This window comes from Streptococcus gwangjuense (assembly GCF_003627155.1).
Taxonomy (GTDB): domain Bacteria; phylum Bacillota; class Bacilli; order Lactobacillales; family Streptococcaceae; genus Streptococcus; species Streptococcus gwangjuensis.
This window is the reverse complement of sequence record NZ_CP032621.1, coordinates 1,298,122-1,314,538: the sequence shown is the minus strand read 5'-3', so window position 1 is coordinate 1,314,538 and position 16,417 is coordinate 1,298,122. Positions and strand designations below refer to the sequence as shown.

Annotated in this window: 19 protein-coding genes and 1 pseudogene; 9 read left to right on the top strand and 11 right to left on the bottom strand. The window is 41.0% G+C overall.

The genetic code is table 11. The features are described from left to right. Positions 1–1,743 precede the first annotated feature (1,743 nt). Positions 1,744–2,094 (top strand): annotated as a pseudogene (locus D7D53_RS10350) (N-acetylmuramoyl-L-alanine amidase family protein); the annotation flags it as partial. Positions 2,095–2,314: 220 nt separating this feature from the next. Next, positions 2,315–2,983, top strand: a complete 669-nt coding sequence (locus D7D53_RS06365; protein WP_120770480.1) for an MIP/aquaporin family protein — start codon at positions 2,315–2,317, stop codon at positions 2,981–2,983. Positions 2,984–3,146: 163 nt separating this feature from the next. Here D7D53_RS06365 and queF read toward each other — a convergent pair whose 3' ends face one another. The 7 genes from queF to D7D53_RS06330 all read right to left on the bottom strand — a co-directional run bounded on the left by queF (position 3,147) and on the right by D7D53_RS06330 (position 6,695). Further along, the gene (gene queF, locus D7D53_RS06360; RefSeq protein ID WP_000082575.1) at positions 3,147–3,638 is read right to left on the bottom strand and encodes a preQ(1) synthase; all 492 of its coding nucleotides are present in this window, start codon (positions 3,636–3,638) and stop codon (positions 3,147–3,149) included. Between the two features lie 18 nt (positions 3,639–3,656). Further along, entirely contained in the window at positions 3,657–4,373 is a 717-nt protein-coding gene (queE, locus tag D7D53_RS06355) for a 7-carboxy-7-deazaguanine synthase QueE (RefSeq protein WP_120770479.1), read from the bottom strand. Beyond that, positions 4,366–4,809 carry a 6-carboxytetrahydropterin synthase QueD gene (queD, locus tag D7D53_RS06350; RefSeq protein ID WP_000464575.1) on the bottom strand — a complete coding sequence of 148 codons (444 nt, stop codon included), beginning with the start codon at positions 4,807–4,809 and terminating at the stop codon, positions 4,366–4,368. The genes queE and queD overlap by 8 nt, the downstream gene beginning before the upstream one ends. Then, positions 4,809–5,462, bottom strand: a complete 654-nt coding sequence (gene queC / locus D7D53_RS06345; protein WP_120770478.1) for a 7-cyano-7-deazaguanine synthase QueC — start codon at positions 5,460–5,462, stop codon at positions 4,809–4,811. The genes queD and queC overlap by 1 nt, the downstream gene beginning before the upstream one ends. Positions 5,463–5,663: 201 nt before the next feature. Further along, entirely contained in the window at positions 5,664–5,978 is a 315-nt protein-coding gene (gene trxA / locus D7D53_RS06340; protein ID WP_001029581.1) for a thioredoxin, read from the bottom strand. Positions 5,979–5,993: 15 nt separating this feature from the next. Then, positions 5,994–6,215 carry a DUF4649 family protein gene (locus D7D53_RS06335; RefSeq protein WP_000570256.1) on the bottom strand — a complete coding sequence of 74 codons (222 nt, stop codon included), beginning with the start codon at positions 6,213–6,215 and terminating at the stop codon, positions 5,994–5,996. Positions 6,216–6,314: 99 nt separating this feature from the next. Next, positions 6,315–6,695: a MarR family winged helix-turn-helix transcriptional regulator gene (locus D7D53_RS06330; RefSeq protein WP_120770477.1), complete on the bottom strand. Its 381-nt coding sequence runs from the start codon at positions 6,693–6,695 to the stop codon at positions 6,315–6,317. Positions 6,696–6,977: 282 nt separating this feature from the next. Between D7D53_RS06330 and D7D53_RS06325 the strand changes: the two genes are divergently transcribed. After that, a complete protein-coding gene (locus tag D7D53_RS06325; protein WP_000781325.1) occupies positions 6,978–7,352 on the top strand; it encodes a CidA/LrgA family protein in 375 nt (124 codons plus the stop codon). Beyond that, complete coding sequence (locus tag D7D53_RS06320; RefSeq protein ID WP_120770476.1) at positions 7,349–8,044, top strand: LrgB family protein; 696 nt, start codon at positions 7,349–7,351, stop codon at positions 8,042–8,044. Before D7D53_RS06325 ends, D7D53_RS06320 begins: the two co-directional genes overlap by 4 nt. 51 nt (positions 8,045–8,095) lie before the next feature. Here D7D53_RS06320 and gggC read toward each other — a convergent pair whose 3' ends face one another. The 4 genes from gggC to D7D53_RS06300 all read right to left on the bottom strand — a co-directional run bounded on the left by gggC (position 8,096) and on the right by D7D53_RS06300 (position 11,630). Next, entirely contained in the window at positions 8,096–9,643 is a 1,548-nt protein-coding gene (gggC, locus tag D7D53_RS06315) for a streptosactin export ABC transporter GggC (protein WP_120770475.1), read from the bottom strand. 138 nt (positions 9,644–9,781) lie between these two features. Beyond that, complete coding sequence (locus tag D7D53_RS06310) at positions 9,782–10,549, bottom strand: hypothetical protein (protein ID WP_120770474.1); 768 nt, start codon at positions 10,547–10,549, stop codon at positions 9,782–9,784. Positions 10,550–10,564: 15 nt separating this feature from the next. After that, positions 10,565–11,260, bottom strand: a complete 696-nt coding sequence (locus D7D53_RS06305) for an ABC transporter ATP-binding protein (RefSeq protein ID WP_120770473.1) — start codon at positions 11,258–11,260, stop codon at positions 10,565–10,567. Between the two features lie 4 nt (positions 11,261–11,264). After that, positions 11,265–11,630, bottom strand: coding sequence for a GntR family transcriptional regulator (locus D7D53_RS06300; RefSeq protein ID WP_020901665.1), 366 nt, complete (start codon positions 11,628–11,630; stop codon positions 11,265–11,267). A 139-nt stretch (positions 11,631–11,769) separates the two neighbouring features. Here D7D53_RS06300 and nrdR point away from each other — a divergent pair, with 139 nt between their 5' ends. Genes nrdR through der form a run of 5 tightly spaced genes read left to right on the top strand, consistent with a single transcriptional unit; the run spans position 11,770 to position 16,344 of the window. Next, complete coding sequence (nrdR, locus tag D7D53_RS06295) at positions 11,770–12,243, top strand: transcriptional regulator NrdR (protein WP_001203672.1); 474 nt, start codon at positions 11,770–11,772, stop codon at positions 12,241–12,243. Continuing rightward, positions 12,244–13,413, top strand: a complete 1,170-nt coding sequence (locus D7D53_RS06290) for a DnaD domain protein (RefSeq protein ID WP_120770472.1) — start codon at positions 12,244–12,246, stop codon at positions 13,411–13,413. Next, positions 13,414–14,310, top strand: coding sequence for a primosomal protein DnaI (dnaI, locus tag D7D53_RS06285; protein ID WP_120770471.1), 897 nt, complete (start codon positions 13,414–13,416; stop codon positions 14,308–14,310). Beyond that, positions 14,307–15,020 (top strand): NADPH-dependent oxidoreductase, encoded by a 714-nt coding sequence (locus D7D53_RS06280; protein WP_120770470.1) that lies wholly within the window; start codon positions 14,307–14,309, stop codon positions 15,018–15,020. The genes dnaI and D7D53_RS06280 overlap by 4 nt, the downstream gene beginning before the upstream one ends. A 13-nt stretch (positions 15,021–15,033) precedes the next feature. After that, positions 15,034–16,344: a ribosome biogenesis GTPase Der gene (der, locus tag D7D53_RS06275; protein ID WP_001207696.1), complete on the top strand. Its 1,311-nt coding sequence runs from the start codon at positions 15,034–15,036 to the stop codon at positions 16,342–16,344. Positions 16,345–16,417: the final 73 nt, after the last annotated feature.

The following is a 16,417-nucleotide window of genomic DNA, read 5'->3' as shown; positions in this document are numbered from 1 at the left end:
CAAAATAAAGTAACAGAAGCAGAGAAAACTTTTGATTGGAATACACTACGCGAGATTCAACAAGAAACTGATAAATTGGATGCGAAAGTGAAAGAGAACCAAAATAAAGTAAGTTCTTTAGCGAGTTCAGTATCAAAAACAGAGCAAGAACGAAAAGCGCTTATAGAAAGAGGAAATAAGACACGTTCTACTCTTGAAAAGAATTTAAAATCTGCTGGGGATGAGTTCCATACAGTAACGGTTTCTCATGAGATTAAATCAAATTCTGTTAGTGAAAGTGAGTCTAAAACTCCTCCACTTGATGAAAAAACTTTCGTAGGAAATGATGGTAAGACCAATTATGTTGCTGCGAACGAAGATGTGAATTTTAGTGGTGAAAGAACAGAAACAATTGTTGTAAAATCTAAGGATGATATCCATACTCCTCATGTGGTTGATTATAAGAAAGTTTCTGAATACGTTCGTAACTACTTAATCGAGTTGCGGAGAATAAATGGCATTGATATTCCAGTGCCACCTGTGACTGAAAAGGCTTTGAAATATGGAAAAGCTAGGGCAGATGAAATGGTGGCAAATGATAAACTGTCACATGATACAAAACTAAAAAATCAAGATTTTGGTTTTAAGGATGCAACAGAAAATGCTACAGCTGGGTCAGTTCCAGAAAAGAGTCGATTGAGTGAAAAAGAACTTGCTTATAAAGAGCTTCTATCTTACTTTAATGATTATAGTAATGCATCATTATATGGCGCATCAACTCCGAAAGAAGCAAATACTTTTAACTATGGCCATAGAATTCCCTTGCTTGCTGCATCAGGGACTGGATTTGCTCTTGGAGCATCTTCAAGTAAAAAAACAACTTTTGGAAATTATGGTGTAATGACTTTCATTAGTGAAGCAAAAGGTGTTTATGATACATTACCAACAGTGATTAGCCCATCTGAAAAAAGAAGCTATGTTTATAATGGTAAGACCTATTATTATAATCCAAGCAGTTCATATTTTTTAGCCAGAGCAGAAAATAAAGATGGTGATCCAGACCATAGTGAATTTTATTTTAACGGTAAACGTGTAAAATTTTTACCGAAGACAACTTTCCGTTATGTTTGGAATGAAATCACACATCCTAAAAATCCAGCTTATACAAAAGCTAAAGAGGCTCTGGATAGTTTCAATCGAAAACAAAAAAACGAAGAAACTTTAATGAGGGATAAAATTTCATCACTAAACAAAAATCTTACAATTGCTAAAACAACATTGAATACAGATCAAAAAAATCTGGATAAAACTAAAAAACGTCTTGCAGACTTAACAAAACAAAATCAATCCAAGTTAAACGTTTTAAAATCTGCTAAATCTGAGTTGAGTAAACAACAAACTGCGTTAAATATTGCTAAATCTGAACTTTCGAAGCAAGAATCTCAATTAAATCGATTGAAAGCAATCAAAAATGATAAATCTCATGCTAGTAAGAATGAGGCACAGTCATTAGTCAATGCTAAAAATGATTTGTTGAAGGCGAAACAACATGTCCTTGCTCTCAAAAATGCTCCAAGAAAACTCGAGGAAGCTAAAAAAAGTTTGATGATCGCTAAACAGAAGCTTGAGGAATCTAAAAAAGCACTTGAAAATGCAAATGCTAAACTAAAAAATGCAAAAGTTAAAAAGGAAAATGCTAAGAAAGAATACATCAAAGTATCTGAAGCATTAAAAGTAAGACTTGCTTCCAAAGGAAGTTGGATTCAATCATCTGGTCGTTGGTGGTATAGACATAACAATGGTTCCTATACATCTAATGGATGGGAGCTAATCAATGGAAAATGGTATCATTTTGATCGCTCGGGTTGGATGCAGACTGGATGGGTCAAATCAAGTGGTTCTTGGTACTATCTTAACAATTCAGGCGATATGCAGATTGGATGGGCAAAAGTAGGTAATTCATGGTATTATCTCAATGATTCAGGTGCTATGCAAACTGGATGGTTCAATGTTTCAGGGAAATGGTATTATGCTTACAGTTCTGGTGCTTTAGCAGTCAATACAACTACACCTGATGGATATCATGTCAATTACAATGGGGAATGGATTAAATAGAGAGTTCTGTGCTATTTAAAAAGATTAATACAAACTCCTGTTTTATTCAGTATAGTATAACCATCAAATATAGAGAATTATAACTAATTGCAATACATTAAAAATATACAAATTTTGAAAACAATATTGCAACTGATACGAAATTTCCAAGCAATTTTCTTGAAACACTTTCCCTCTTTTGATAGACTAGTATCTAGTTTTTGAAAAAAGGAGAAAGAAAATGAAAAAATTTGTTGCTGAGTTAATCGGTACGTTCATGCTTGTGTTCATCGGAACAGGAGCTGTTGTTTTTGGAAATGGTCTTGATGGCCTTGGTCACCTTGGAATCGCCTTTGCCTTCGGTTTGGCCATTGTGGTTGCTGCTTACTCAATCGGAACTGTTTCAGGTGCTCACTTGAACCCAGCTGTTTCGATTGCTATGTTTGTAAACAAACGTTTGTCATCAAAAGACCTTGTCAATTACATCCTTGGACAAGTTGTTGGAGCTTTCATCGCTTCTGGCGCTGTCTTCTTCCTCTTGGCGAACTCAGGGATGTCAACTGCTAGTCTTGGTGAAAATGCCTTGTCAAACGGTGTTACTGTCTTTGGTGGTTTCTTGTTTGAAGTCATCGCAACCTTCTTGTTTGTCTTGGTTATCATGACCGTGACTTCAGAAAGCAAGGGTAATGGTGCGATTGCTGGTTTGGTAATCGGTTTGTCATTGATGGCCATGATCCTTGTTGGATTGAATATCACTGGGCTTTCAGTAAATCCAGCCCGTAGCTTGGCTCCTGCTGTCTTGGTAGGTGGCGCAGCCCTTCAACAAGTATGGATTTTCATCCTTGCCCCAATCGTTGGTGGCGTTCTTGCAGCCCTTGTTGCGAAAAACTTCCTTGGAACAGAAGAATAATTGAAACTCAAAAAGCCTTGCTCCTCGTTTTGAGGAACAGGGCTTTTTCTTATCTGTTTATACTCAATGAAAATCAAAGGGCAAACTAGGAAACTAGCCGCAGGCTGTACTTGAGTACGGCAAGGCGACGTTGACGCGGTTTGAATTTGATTTTCGAAGAGTATTAGCGGTTGTCAATTTTCTCTGGATAGAGGTCGTGTTGGAAGAGGCGTTGTTCTGCCAAGCCTTCATACTTAGTTCCTGGCTTACCGTAGTTGTAGTAAGGGTCAATTGAAATGCCCCCACGCGGAGTGAATTTTCCCCAAACCTCTAAATAGCGAGGGTCTAGCAAGTTGACCAAGTCTTTACCGATGGTGTTGATACAGTTTTCGTGAAAATCCCCATGATTTCGGTAACTAAAGAGGTAGAGTTTGAGGGATTTTGACTCGACACAGAGTTTGTCAGGAATGTAGGAAATATAAATGGTCGCAAAGTCTGGTTGAGCAGTGATTGGACACAGTGAGGTAAATTCAGGACAGTTAAATTTGATGAAATAGTCATTTTCCACATGACGATTGTCAAAAGATTCGAGGACATCTGGTTGATAGTCAAAGATGTAGTTGGTTTCTTTGTTGCCCAGTAGGCTGAGGTTTTTCATTTCTTCTTGTTGTGACATGATTTTTTCTTTCTAATCTTAAACACCACGTTGATTATCGTAGAGGAGGGTATGCAGTTGAGGAAGGACGCGGACATTGCCCCAGCTATCGTCGGCAGCGACGCGTTCCCAGAGTTCTTTGAGACGGTCCAGTTGATCTTGGATAATATTTCCTGTAGCCTTGGGTTCAGGATTTCCAGCAGATAAGAAAAGGACATCTGGTTGGTAGCGTTCTTGTATGCCTTTGGCAAAGGCCAAATCTGCATCGTCAAAGACAGGGATTTTAAAGGTGACCTTATCTGGATCCAGTTGGGAAACGATAAAGTCCAAGGTCTCAAAGTTGACTTCCATCTTGGATGAAGGAGGTTTGGGACTGAGAGTGACCTGGTCGATGTCTTTTAACCAATTTTGCCAGCGAGAACCTTGAGTCTCGACAGCAAGGGTGACACCGCGTTCCTTGAGTTTGGTGACCAATTCAGCCATGTTGGCTGCTAGGATAGCAGGATTTCCCCCAGATAGGGTTACATAGTCGTAGCTCCCCAATTTATCCAAGGCAGCAATGACCTCGTCAGCAGTCATACGAGTTGGCTTTTCAGAGCCATCCCAAGTAAAGGCAGAATCGCACCAGTCGCAGTGGTAGTCGCAACCAGCAGTGCGGACAAACATGGTTTTCTGCCCGATAGCACGACCTTCGCCTTGAAAGGTTGGGCCAAAAATTTCTAGAACTGGTAGTTTAAGGACACGTTCCCTAGTCATCTAACCACTCCCGTCTAAACTCCGCAAAGGCAGTCGGAGTCTCATAGAGGCGAACGTATTCCAAACGGAGACCGCGCTCGTCTGGCAACTCTTGACTCATGGTTTGGAAAATCCAGTAAACCATATTTTCAGCAGTCGTGTTCATATAAGGCAAAGTCTCATTGAGATAGCGATGATCCAAGTGGGGTTCTAAGTAGTTCTTGTAGATCGCTTTGATATCTCCGAAATCGTAGGTCATTCCACGTTCATCTAAAAATCCACTGACAGCAATCTGCAGATGATAGGTGTGACCATGAAGGGATTTGCATTTTCCTTCATAGTGAAAGAGATGGTGGGCAGCATCGAAGGTAAATTCTTTTGATACCAAGGTTCTGTGAGGATTGTAGACAAGAGACTCCCCGGTTTCCTGTTTGATTTCTTTGGGTGCAAAAAACATTAGACCTCTCCTTTCTGTGAAAGATAAACATCTAGACCATGTTGCCGTAGGTGGCAGGCTGGGCAATCTCCACAGCCACTTCCGATAATCCCGTTGTAGCAGGTTAAGGTCTTTTCACGAACATAGTCAAAGGCACCGAGTTGGTCGGCTAATTCCCAAGTTTCAGCCTTGTCTAGCCACATGAGAGGCGTTTGGATAACGAAGTCGTAATCCATGGCGAGGTTGAGGGTGACATTGAGGGATTTGACAAAGACATCACGGCAGTCAGGATAGCCTGAGAAGTCTGTCTCGCAGACACCTGTCACGATATCTTTAATGCCCCGTTGCTTAGCAAGAACTGCCGCAAAGGATAGAAAGAGGTGGTTTCGACCGTCAACAAAGGTATTGGGAACCTCTCCTTCTTTTTGCTCAATCTCTAGATCAGAAGTCAAGGCATTTTCAGTGATTTGCCCCAGCAGAGACATATCTAGGATGTGATGACGAACACCTTGTTCCTTAGCGATTTCTCTAGCAACTTGAATTTCGAGATGATGGCGTTGACCGTAGGCAAAGGTGACGGCTTCGACTGTTTCATAGTGTTCTTTAGCCCAAAAGAGGCAGGTTGTGGAATCTTGACCGCCACTAAAGACGACCAAGGCAGATTGACGTTTCATAGTACTCCTTCCAAAATGGGAAATGTTCAGAGCACGCAAAAAGCTCCCTTGAGGGAGCTAAAAAATACCAAGTAGAGGTTTTTTTTAGCGATGGCATGTCCCAAACATCGTAATATTCTACTTACAGTCTAGCATATTTTTTGAAAAATGGCAAAGGGCAAGAAAAAAGAGACCAAAGAAAGTACTTGGTCTCTAGTGTGATTAGCTCAATTCAGCAACGATGGCCTTGATTTGTTCTGCTGTGTGAACACCAGCAACTTGTTTCACCACTTGGCCGTCTTTTTTGAAGAGAAGAGTTGGGATAGACATGATTCCAAAAGCACGAGCTGTGTTTGGATTTTCATCAACGTCCATTTTAACGATTTTCAAGACATCTTCTGAAAGTTCTTCAGACAATTTATCCAAGATTGGACCTTGCATACGACATGGACCACACCAAGTTGCCCAGAAGTCTACCAAGACCAAACCGTCTTTTGTTTCTTGTTCGAATGTTGCATCTGTAATTGCTTTTGCCATTGTATTTCTCCTTTTTTAGTTATATTGGCTTAAATCTTGTTTCATGAGATAGAAGAAGACATCTCCATAAGTCCCATGGTAGTCCAAATCATGACCGTTGTAAGTTAATTTTTGGACGGGGTAGTAGTCTGCGACGCCGATAAGGCAAGCTTGTTGTGAACGATCAAAATCTTCATAAGATTCGAAAGTCACAGTTCTTTCGTTCTTGCTGGCATCTAGATAGGTAATTTCAATCATGTTTAAAACTCCTTTGTTTAATGATGATTTTATTTTACTCCTTGTAAAAGAGAATGTCAAGAAAAATGATTGCGCACGCAACTTTTTTAAAAAATCATCTTAAATTAAGAAATCCAAACCAGTTTCCAAGCTTTCTTCGACAGCTTTTTGTAGAGAGGCCAGTGTCTTTTGCCCATCACTTGTCAGGCAGATAAAGCTAGAGCGTCTATCTTGATCACAACACCTGCGACTAAGCAGACCGCAATTTTTAGCTTCCAAGCGAGCCACCATCCGAGAAACAGCGCTCGGGCTCAGATGAAGCTTATCTGGCAGGTCAATCTGGCGTAGAGATTTTTCTTGAGCCAAGTCCAGATAGTAGAGCAGGTAAAACTCTTTCAAGGTCAGATTTTGCTCGCTCTGCTGGGCAATAGTCTCTTCCAAGAGACTTTCAATTTCTTTCTGACGACGATTGAAGTCAAACCATTTTTCCAAATAGGTCATAGTATCTCCTTTCTTTTTAGAGTTATAAATAGAAGAAGGTCCATTCACGGACAATCTCTGTATCACAAGATGATTGCGCATGCAATAATTATACTACTTTTCAAGAAAGCTGGCAAGAAGGACGCTGGCATCTCTTATCCTAAATCATGCCTGTTTTCACAAGTCAAGAATTGTTTGTATCCCTTTTCCTTTCTAATTTTCATTATCTCTTGTGCATTTCCTTGAAATTTTCTGAAAAAAGAGTAAACTGGTATGCAAGAAGTCTATTTCGTGGAGTTTAGGATGAAATTATATGTTCAATTAATGATTCTCTTTGTGATTTCTCTAATCGGTGAGGGAATCTCCAGTTTCTTTCATTTGCCCATCCCAGGCAGTATTATCGGCTTAATCATTCTCTTTTTAGCCCTGCAATTCAAGTGGCTGAGAACCAGGCATGTCAACATGGTAGGGAATTTCTTGCTGGCCAATATGACCATTCTCTTTTTGCCACCAGCAGTGGGAATCATGGAAAAGTTTGATGTGATTGCTCCCTATCTTTTGCCAATTGTTTTAATTGTCTTTTTTGCAGCAGTCATCAATATTATCCTCATAGCCTTGGTAGTTCAGTTTATCAAGAGACGATTTGAGGGAGATTATGAGAAAGGAGATGCCAAATGACTGAATTTGTTTCCAATCCCCTGTTTGGGCTGGCCCTGTCTATCCTAGCTTATTTAGTAGGAATGCTGATTTACAGACGTTTTCCCCATCCATTGACAACGCCCTTGCTTTTGTCAGCTGTTTTCATTATCATTTTTCTAAAAGTGACGGGTATCTCTTACCAAGATTACTACCAAGGTGGTGTTTATCTGAACAACTTGATTGTTCCATCGACAGTGGCTTTGGGGATTCCGCTTTATAAGAGTTTTCACTTGATGAAGCACCATGCTCGGAGTATTCTCTTTGGTAGTCTGTTAGCAGTAGTTGTCAATACCTCTTTCACAGCCTTTGTAGCCAAAATCTTTGGGATGGACTTTTTCCTAGCCATTTCTCTCTTTCCCAAGTCAGTAACAACCGCTATGGCAGTGGGAATCACAGAAAAATTGCAAGGTTTGACGACCGTGACCTTGGTGGTTGTAGTGGCAACTGGGATTTTAACCAGTGTCATCGGACCAACCCTTTTGAAGTGGTTGAAAATTGACGATCCAGTGGCTGTTGGCCTTTCCCTTGGTGGAACAGGTCACGCAGTTGGAACAGGAACAGCCTTTCGATACGGCTCTGTAGCAGGAGCTATGGGTGGTTTGGCTATCGGTGTCACAGGTATTCTCTATGTCTTTGTCAGCCCTATCGTAGCTAGTTTGATATTGAGTTAAAAAGCAAGGAATTCGGGTTCCTTGCTTTTTCAAATCGTATGTTATAGACTATTACTTTTCTTTGCTTAAGTGAATGACTTGGTCGTAGTGTTTTAAGTCTTCTTCTGTGTAGTGGTGAATGACTTCAATGACTGTTTGAGGTAGGGAGAAGAGCAAGTCGCTAATTTTTCTGCTATTTTCCGAGTCAAGATTGGCCTTAATCTCATCTGCTAAGATGAGTTGGCTATCATGGTAGAGGGCACGAGCGATTTCTAGGCGTTGTTTCTCGCCACCAGATAGACTATCATTTCTGAGCGTTCGATTTTTCAAATGTTCTAATCCTGTTTTTTTGAGGATATGATTTAAAGTATCTGGATTTTTATCCAGTCCCAGAAGGATATTGTCTTCCAGAGAGAGCGTGTCAAAGTAATGGCTATCTTGGAGGATATAGGAACTAAAGCTTGTGATTTCTTGACATGACAGGTTCTGGCCAGCAAAGCGAATCTGTCCACTTGTCGGTGTCTCTTCTCCATGAATGATATTGAGCAGGGTTGTTTTACCAGAGCCACTTTCCCCGATAATAGCAATTTTTTCTCCTTGCTTGATGTGCATGGAAATCGGAGATAAGAGGATATTCCCATCTTTTTCTAGGGAGATGGTGTTAAGCTGGATAGGGAAAATATTTTCTATGCTTCTAGGCGAGATGGAGTCAGACTGACCCAAAAGTTTTTGGTATTTGTTGAGAAGAGTTCGAGTCGCTTTTCGGGTGTTGGTAAAGTAGGCCAACTCTTGGAATTGATAGCCGATATTATGGGAAACTAGATAGATAGCCACAAAACTCGCCGCATCTAAATAATTATAGTAGGTCATAAAGCCACCAATGACGATTGGTGTGACTGAGCAAAAGGCATCGATGCTATTGATAAAGAGACTATTTAAAGTTCGTTGTTTTTCATAGTTGATTTCGGCATCTAGACTGCTTTGTAATTGTTTTTGATAGCGAGTAAAAAAGAAATCTTGCCCCTGATAATGGCGAATTTGTTGGCTACCGCCAATAAAATTTGTCAAGCTTGCTAAGTAGCTCTGGTTAACAGTGGACCGCTTTTCAGAAAGTGAATCCAAACGCTTGGATCCGATAGCACTGCAGAGTACAGGAAAGGAGTAGAAGAGGATGAAAATTAAGCCTAGGTAAAAATTGGTCCACAAGGCATAGAGAATGGACGCAGTGGTGAAACCAAGAGAAGAAATAATGATAACCGTTGGTTCAATATAGCTTTCTTCTAGTTGCTTGACGTCGTTTTCTAGGTCAGACAAAATATCCTTTTCATCAATCTCATAACTGTTTAAAAATCGCTTGAAAATAGCACTCTTGATTCCATATTTGAAGTCAGTAATCAAACGTGCGTAGTAATAGCGTTTCCCAGCTAAGCCTAGTAATAGAATGAGGTTTCCAAGGATTCCTAAAATCAAAACTTTCCAAAGAAGGCCTAGTTCTTGATTGGTAAAACTGGCAACAATATTCTGAACAAGGGCTGGCGTGATAATTGCTTCCAGCCAAGTAATGGCAATAGAAAAGAAGTAAAGTACGAGGTGCTTCTTGGTAACAAATCTTCTCAGCATAAAGAGTTGACCTCCTTATCGATATACATGTAATTAGTTTTAAAGTCATTATACTCCTTTTTATTAAATGCTTCATATAAAAATGTAAATCTTGAGGACGAAAAAAGCCTAGCGAGTTATTGTCGCTAGACTCTGATATTATTGTAAATTAACCTTGTTTTTCAAAATGTGATAAGTTCCTAGATAGTAGATGGCTATAAGAATAACTTCTTCCAGAATAGTCATGATAATACCCATCTGGAACTGATCAGCCCCTCCTGTGGTTGATGGGAAGTAGAAACCAGGGTTAGAACGATAGAAGAGTTCAATAAAGCCAACGACGATTTGGATACCAATGTAGGCTACAATTGACAGTGCGGTACGGTATTCATTGAAAAGCTGTCCAATGGAAATAGCCAAGTAGATGCAGAGGATTCCAGAAATAGTATTTAGTAGGAAGGATACCCCCATAAGAGAGAGTTGAGGAAGATGTGTTTCTATAAATGGAATCAAGTCAGAAGTTGCAAACCAATCTGGAGCCGTTAGGGTCAGAACAATGAAAGCACTGATTGCTAGTACAGTAGTACTGACAATAGACCAGATAAAGGCACCGACTAGTTTGGCTGAGATGATATAATGTTCAGAAACTGGCAATGTCAAAGTCAGATAACCTTGTCGGTCATAGACACTACCTTTGAAGCGTTTAATAATCAAGAAGATAGTTGAAATCACAAGTGTAACCATCAAACCACCAAAGACAGTGGATAGAAAAAATAGCATAGTAGCCTGACTTTCTTGGTAAGGTAGATTTTTAAAGCCTTGTGTCTGTATTCCGATAAAGGCAGAAAGGGCTAGAACGGCAGCGTAGAGGGCTAAATACCACTTGTTAACATTTTTAAATTCGTAGCGAACTAAATTCCAAAACATAATAATCTCCTTTGCTTAGGCCTTAAATTCCTGACGGAAGAGTTGGTCAATGGATTCACCTGACTCATAGCGAATATCATCGACATTTCCTTGACGGACAACTTTTCCGTCTTTGAGGAAGACAATTTCATCCAAGATTGGCTCGATATCAGAAATCAAGTGGGTAGAAATCAAAACGGTAGAAGTTGGGGAGTAGTTATTGATAATGGTATTGAGGATATAATCACGGGCTGCTGGGTCCACCCCGCCAATTGGTTCGTCCAAAACGTAGAGGCGGGCATCACGACTCATAACCAAAATCAGTTGTACCTTTTCCTTGTTTCCTTTTGATAGTTTCTTGAGACGACTATTTTCATCAATTCCTAGGTCTGCAAGTAGATGATGGGCGCGTTCAAGATTGAAATCTTTATAGAAGGTCTTGAAGTAGGTTAGGGCTTCTTTGACCTTCATTTGTTCATTGAGATAGGTCGTATCCGGCAAATAAGCTACGATAGCCTTGGTTGCTGGGCTTGGGTCCATGTCGTTGATCAGGACACGTCCTTGATCTGGTTGTAAGAGGCCATTGATTAGTTTAATCAGGGTTGTTTTTCCTGAGCCATTTGGCCCAAGAAGACCAACAATTTTTCCAGCTGGGATGTCAAGTGAAACATTTTCAAGGGCTGGGGTTTCTCCATAAGATTTGGATACATTTTCAAATGCTAGTAATGACATAGGCTTAAACTCCTTTAATATAATCGCCGACTACGCCTGGTAGTTCTTCTTTTTCATAGCCAAAATGGGTCATGGAGGAAACGAAGTGTTCCAATTCTTCTTCCGATAATTGTTTGCGCGATTGGGTGATCAGTTCCTTATCCTCAGTCACAAATCGTCCAGTTGTTCGCTTGCTGTAGACAAATCCTTCTCGTTCGAGGTCTGACAAGGCTCTTTGGATGGTGTTTGGATTGACACCGGCCTCGCTAGCCAGCTCTCTCACGGTTGGAAGTTGTTGATTGGGTTCCAGTGTATGGGAAACAATCTGAAGCTTGATTTTCTCCATAATCTGTAAATAGATGGGTTTTTTGTTGTCAAATGTCCAGGACATCTTGGTCTCCTTTCTTTTATCCTTTTGTCTTAATTAAATAATACAACAAAACAAAAAACTTGTCAAGCAAAAAGAAGAATTGTTTTGGGAATCGTTTAAAAAATGGTATAATGAAAAGAAAACGATAAGGAGGGAAAGGATGCGTTGTCCAAAATGTGGGGCTACCAAGTCAAGTGTTATCGATAGTCGCCAAGCAGAAGAAGGGAACACTATTCGTAGAAGACGTGAGTGTGACGAATGCCAGCACCGTTTTACAACCTACGAACGGGTAGAAGAAAGAACCTTAGTGGTTGTTAAAAAAGATGGCACACGGGAACAATTCTCCAGAGATAAAATCTTTAATGGGATTATTCGCTCAGCCCAGAAACGTCCTGTGTCAAGTGATGAAATCAACATGGTAGTCAATCGTATCGAACAGAAACTCCGTGGTCGAAATGAAAATGAAATTCAAAGTGAGGACATTGGTTCACTCGTCATGGAGGAGTTGGCTGAACTGGATGAGATTACCTATGTACGTTTTGCCAGTGTATACCGTAGTTTTAAGGATGTGAGTGAGCTAGAGAGCTTGCTCCAACAAATCACCCAGTCCTCTAAAAAGAAAAAGGAAAGATAAATGAAGCCAATTGACCGTTTTTCTTATCTAAAGAATAATCGGGTGTCGCAAGATACCTCATCTCTGGTACAGTGCTACCTCCCGATTATCGGTCAGGAGGCACTGAGCCTTTATCTTTATACAATCAGTTTTTGGGATAATGGCAGAAAGGAATACCTTTTTTCAAGCATTCTTAACCATCTCAACTTTGGGATGGATAGACTGATAAAATCCCTGAAAATCCTATCTGCTTTCAATCTCTTGACCCTCTATCAAAAGGGGGACGTTTATCAGCTAGCCCTCCATGCTCCTCTATCTAGTCAAGACTTCTTGGAGCATCCTGTTTATCGCAGACTTTTGGAGAAAAAGATTGGCGATGTAGCTGTAGAGGATTTGAAAGTTGAGAGTGCTGAGGGAGAAGAAATATCTGTCTCACTCAATCAAATCTTTCCAGATTTGGCAGAACTAGGAAGTCAAGAAGACCTTAGTCTCAAGAAGAAAGTGGCCAACGATTTTGACTTAGACCATTTTCGTCAGCTTATGGCTCGAGATGGGCTTCGCTTTGCGGATGAGCAGTCCGATGTCTTAAACCTCTTTGCCATTGCCGAGGAGAAGAAATGGACTTGGTTTGAAACCTATCAATTGGCTAAGTCAACAGCTGTTTCTCAGGTTATTTCAACCAAACGCATGCGGGAAAAAATTGCTCAAAAACCGGTTTCCTCTGACTTTAGTCCTAAGGAAACAACTATTATCAAAGAAGCTAAAAGTAAGACTGCCCTGCAGTTCTTAGCAGAAATCAAGCAAACACGCAAGGGGACCATTACCCAAACAGAAAGAGAACTCTTGCAACAGATGGCTGGCTTGGGCTTGCTGGACGAAGTCATCAATATCATTCTCTTATTGACCTTTAATAAGGTGGATTCGGCAAATATCAATGAGAAATATGCCATGAAGGTAGCCAATGACTATGCCTATCAAAAAATTCATTCGGCAGAAGAGGCAGTCTTGCGCATTCGTGAGAGAGGGCAGAAGAATCAGGCTCGAAAAAGCAGTAAACCCAGTCCTACCAAGTCCAATGTACCCAAGTGGAGCAATCCAGATTATAAGAATGAAACCAGCGAGGAAACTCGTCTGGAATTAGAACGTAAGAAACAAGAACTATTAGCTCGATTAGAAAAAGGAGGAGATTAGATGGAAAGTGTCGGAGACGTACTCAAACGTCAACCTAGCCGTTTTCATTATCAAGATTTGGTCCAGAAAATCATGAAGGACCCTGATGTTGCGGCCTTTATCCAGCAAGAATCCCTCAGCCCAGAGGAATTGAATCGCAGTATCTCCAAGTTTAATCAGTACATCACCGAGCGTGACAAATTTCTCCGTGGGGATACGGATTATATTGCCAAAGGCTACAAGCCGATTTTGGTTATGAATCATGGCTATGCGGATGTTTCTTACGAAGAAACTCCTGAACTAATTGCGGCTGAAAAAGAAGCGGCTATCAAGAACCGTCTCAAGTTAATCAATCTGCCAGCCAGTCTTAAAAAAGTAAGTTTTGCGGATGTTGATGCAGATGATGAGAAACGTTTCACTGTTTTTCAACGTTTGGTTGAATTTTCAGAAGCCTATCCTCATGTCCGTAAAGGTCTCTATCTCTATGGAGACTTTGGTGTGGGCAAAAGTTTCATGGTGGCTGCCTTAGCCCATGATTTATCAGAAAAACGTGGTGTTTCCTCCACTCTCCTCCACTATCCTAGTTTTGTCATCGATGTCAAAAATGCTATCGGTGATGGCAATGTCAAGACCTTGGTGGATGAGATTAAGCTTTCTGAAGTCCTGATTTTAGATGATATTGGTGCCGAGCAATCAACAGCTTGGGTGCGTGACGAAATCCTGCAGGTCATTCTCCAATATCGGATGCAGGAAGATTTACCGACCTTTTTCACCTCCAACTTCAACTTTGAAGAATTAGAGCTGCATTTCGCTAAAGGGAAACATGGAAATGACGAAACCTGGGAAGCCAAACGAGTCATGGAACGCATCCGATATTTGGCTGAAGAGACTCGTTTAGAAGGAGTGAACCGTCGATGACAGAAACAATTAAACTGATGAAAGCTCATAAGTCTGTTCGAAGATTTAAAGAGCAAACCCTCCCTCAGGAGGACTTGACTGAAATCCTGACAGCAGCCCAGATGGCCTCGTCTTGGAAGAATTTCCAATCCTACTCTGTGATTGTAGTCCGAAGTCAAGAAAAGAAAGATGCTCTGTATGAATTGGTGCCTCAAGAAGCCATTCGCCAGTCAGCTGTTTTCCTTCTCTTTGTCGGAGATTTGAACCGTGCAGAAAAGGGAGCACGACTCCATACGGATACCTTCCAACCTCAAGGTGTAGAAGGTCTCTTGATTAGTTCAGTCGATGCGGCTCTTGCTGGACAAAATGCCCTGTTGGCAGCTGAAAGCTTGGGCTATGGTGGTGTGATTATCGGTTTGGTTCGATACAAGTCAGAAGAAGTGGCAGAGCTTTTTAACCTGCCTGACTACACCTATCCTGTCTTTGGGATGGCACTGGGTGTGCCAAATGAAGAACATGAAGTCAAACCTCGCTTGCCATTGAATCAAGTGGTGTTTGAGGAAGAATATCAGGAACAAACAGTTGATGCGATTGAGGCTTATGACCGTGTACAGGCGGACTATGCTGGAGCGCGTGCGACCACAAGCTGGAGTCAGCGCCTAGCAGAACAGTTTGGTCAAGCTGAACCAAACTCAACTAGAAAAAATCTTGAACAGAAGAAGTTATTGTAGAAAGTGAGAAATTATGGCCCTACCAACTATTGCCATTGTAGGACGTCCCAATGTTGGGAAATCAACCCTATTTAATCGGATCGCTGGTGAGCGAATCTCCATTGTAGAAGATGTCGAAGGAGTGACACGTGACCGTATCTATGCAACGGGTGAGTGGCTCAATCGTTCTTTTAGCATGATTGATACAGGAGGAATCGATGATGTCGATGCTCCTTTCATGGAACAAATCAAGCACCAGGCAGAAATTGCCATGGAAGAAGCTGATGTTATTGTTTTTGTCGTGTCTGGTAAGGAAGGAATTACCGATGCAGACGAATACGTAGCCCGTAAGCTTTATAAGACCCACAAACCAGTTATCCTCGCAGTCAACAAGGTGGACAACCCTGAGATGCGAAATGATATCTATGATTTCTATGCCCTTGGTTTGGGTGAACCATTGCCTATCTCATCTGTCCATGGTATCGGTACAGGGGATGTGCTAGACGCTATCGTAGAAAATCTTCCAAATGAATATGAAGAAGAAAATCCAGATGTTATAAAATTTAGCTTGATTGGTCGTCCAAACGTTGGAAAATCAAGCTTGATCAATGCTATCTTGGGCGAAGATCGTGTTATTGCTAGTCCCGTTGCTGGAACGACTCGTGACGCCATTGATACCCACTTTACAGATACAGATGGTCAAGAGTTTACCATGATTGATACGGCTGGTATGCGTAAGTCTGGTAAGGTTTATGAAAATACTGAGAAATATTCTGTCATGCGTGCCATGCGAGCTATTGACCGTTCAGATGTAGTCTTGATGGTCATCAATGCGGAAGAGGGTATCCGTGAATACGACAAGCGTATCGCAGGATTTGCCCATGAAGCTGGTAAAGGAATGATTATTGTGGTCAACAAGTGGGACACGCTTGAAAAAGACAACCACACCATGAAAAACTGGGAAGAAGATATCCGTGAGCAGTTCCAATACCTGCCTTACGCACCGATTATCTTTGTATCAGCCTTGACCAAGCAACGTCTTCACAAACTTCCTGAGATGATTAAGCAAATCAGTGAAAGTCAAAATACACGTATTCCATCAGCTGTTTTGAACGATGTCATCATGGATGCTATTGCTATCAATCCAACACCGACAGACAAAGGAAAACGCCTCAAGATTTTTTACGCTACCCAAGTGGCAACCAAACCACCGACCTTTGTTATCTTTGTCAACGAAGAAGAACTCATGCACTTTTCTTACCTGCGTTTCTTGGAAAATCAAATTCGCAAGGCCTTTGTTTTTGAAGGAACACCGATTCATCTCATCGCAAGAAAACGTAAATAAAAAAGTAGAATCTGGAATGACATTTCCAGATTTTTTTGATAGAATGAAGTTGAAGAAAACGCTATCAAAGAGA

Coding starts and splice junctions, on each gene's coding strand:
- D7D53_RS06365 (WP_120770480.1), top strand. CDS start 2,315: ATGAAAAAATTTGTTGCTGAGTTAATCGGTACGTTCATGCTTGTGTTC.
- queF (WP_000082575.1), bottom strand. CDS start 3,638: ATGTCACAACAAGAAGAAATGAAAAACCTCAGCCTACTGGGCAACAAA.
- queE (WP_120770479.1), bottom strand. CDS start 4,373: ATGACTAGGGAACGTGTCCTTAAACTACCAGTTCTAGAAATTTTTGGC.
- queD (WP_000464575.1), bottom strand. CDS start 4,809: ATGTTTTTTGCACCCAAAGAAATCAAACAGGAAACCGGGGAGTCTCTT.
- queC (WP_120770478.1), bottom strand. CDS start 5,462: ATGAAACGTCAATCTGCCTTGGTCGTCTTTAGTGGCGGTCAAGATTCC.
- trxA (WP_001029581.1), bottom strand. CDS start 5,978: ATGGCAAAAGCAATTACAGATGCAACATTCGAACAAGAAACAAAAGAC.
- D7D53_RS06335 (WP_000570256.1), bottom strand. CDS start 6,215: ATGATTGAAATTACCTATCTAGATGCCAGCAAGAACGAAAGAACTGTG.
- D7D53_RS06330 (WP_120770477.1), bottom strand. CDS start 6,695: ATGACCTATTTGGAAAAATGGTTTGACTTCAATCGTCGTCAGAAAGAA.
- D7D53_RS06325 (WP_000781325.1), top strand. CDS start 6,978: ATGAAATTATATGTTCAATTAATGATTCTCTTTGTGATTTCTCTAATC.
- D7D53_RS06320 (WP_120770476.1), top strand. CDS start 7,349: ATGACTGAATTTGTTTCCAATCCCCTGTTTGGGCTGGCCCTGTCTATC.
- gggC (WP_120770475.1), bottom strand. CDS start 9,643: ATGCTGAGAAGATTTGTTACCAAGAAGCACCTCGTACTTTACTTCTTT.
- D7D53_RS06310 (WP_120770474.1), bottom strand. CDS start 10,549: ATGTTTTGGAATTTAGTTCGCTACGAATTTAAAAATGTTAACAAGTGG.
- D7D53_RS06305 (WP_120770473.1), bottom strand. CDS start 11,260: ATGTCATTACTAGCATTTGAAAATGTATCCAAATCTTATGGAGAAACC.
- D7D53_RS06300 (WP_020901665.1), bottom strand. CDS start 11,630: ATGTCCTGGACATTTGACAACAAAAAACCCATCTATTTACAGATTATG.
- nrdR (WP_001203672.1), top strand. CDS start 11,770: ATGCGTTGTCCAAAATGTGGGGCTACCAAGTCAAGTGTTATCGATAGT.
- D7D53_RS06290 (WP_120770472.1), top strand. CDS start 12,244: ATGAAGCCAATTGACCGTTTTTCTTATCTAAAGAATAATCGGGTGTCG.
- dnaI (WP_120770471.1), top strand. CDS start 13,414: ATGGAAAGTGTCGGAGACGTACTCAAACGTCAACCTAGCCGTTTTCAT.
- D7D53_RS06280 (WP_120770470.1), top strand. CDS start 14,307: ATGACAGAAACAATTAAACTGATGAAAGCTCATAAGTCTGTTCGAAGA.
- der (WP_001207696.1), top strand. CDS start 15,034: ATGGCCCTACCAACTATTGCCATTGTAGGACGTCCCAATGTTGGGAAA.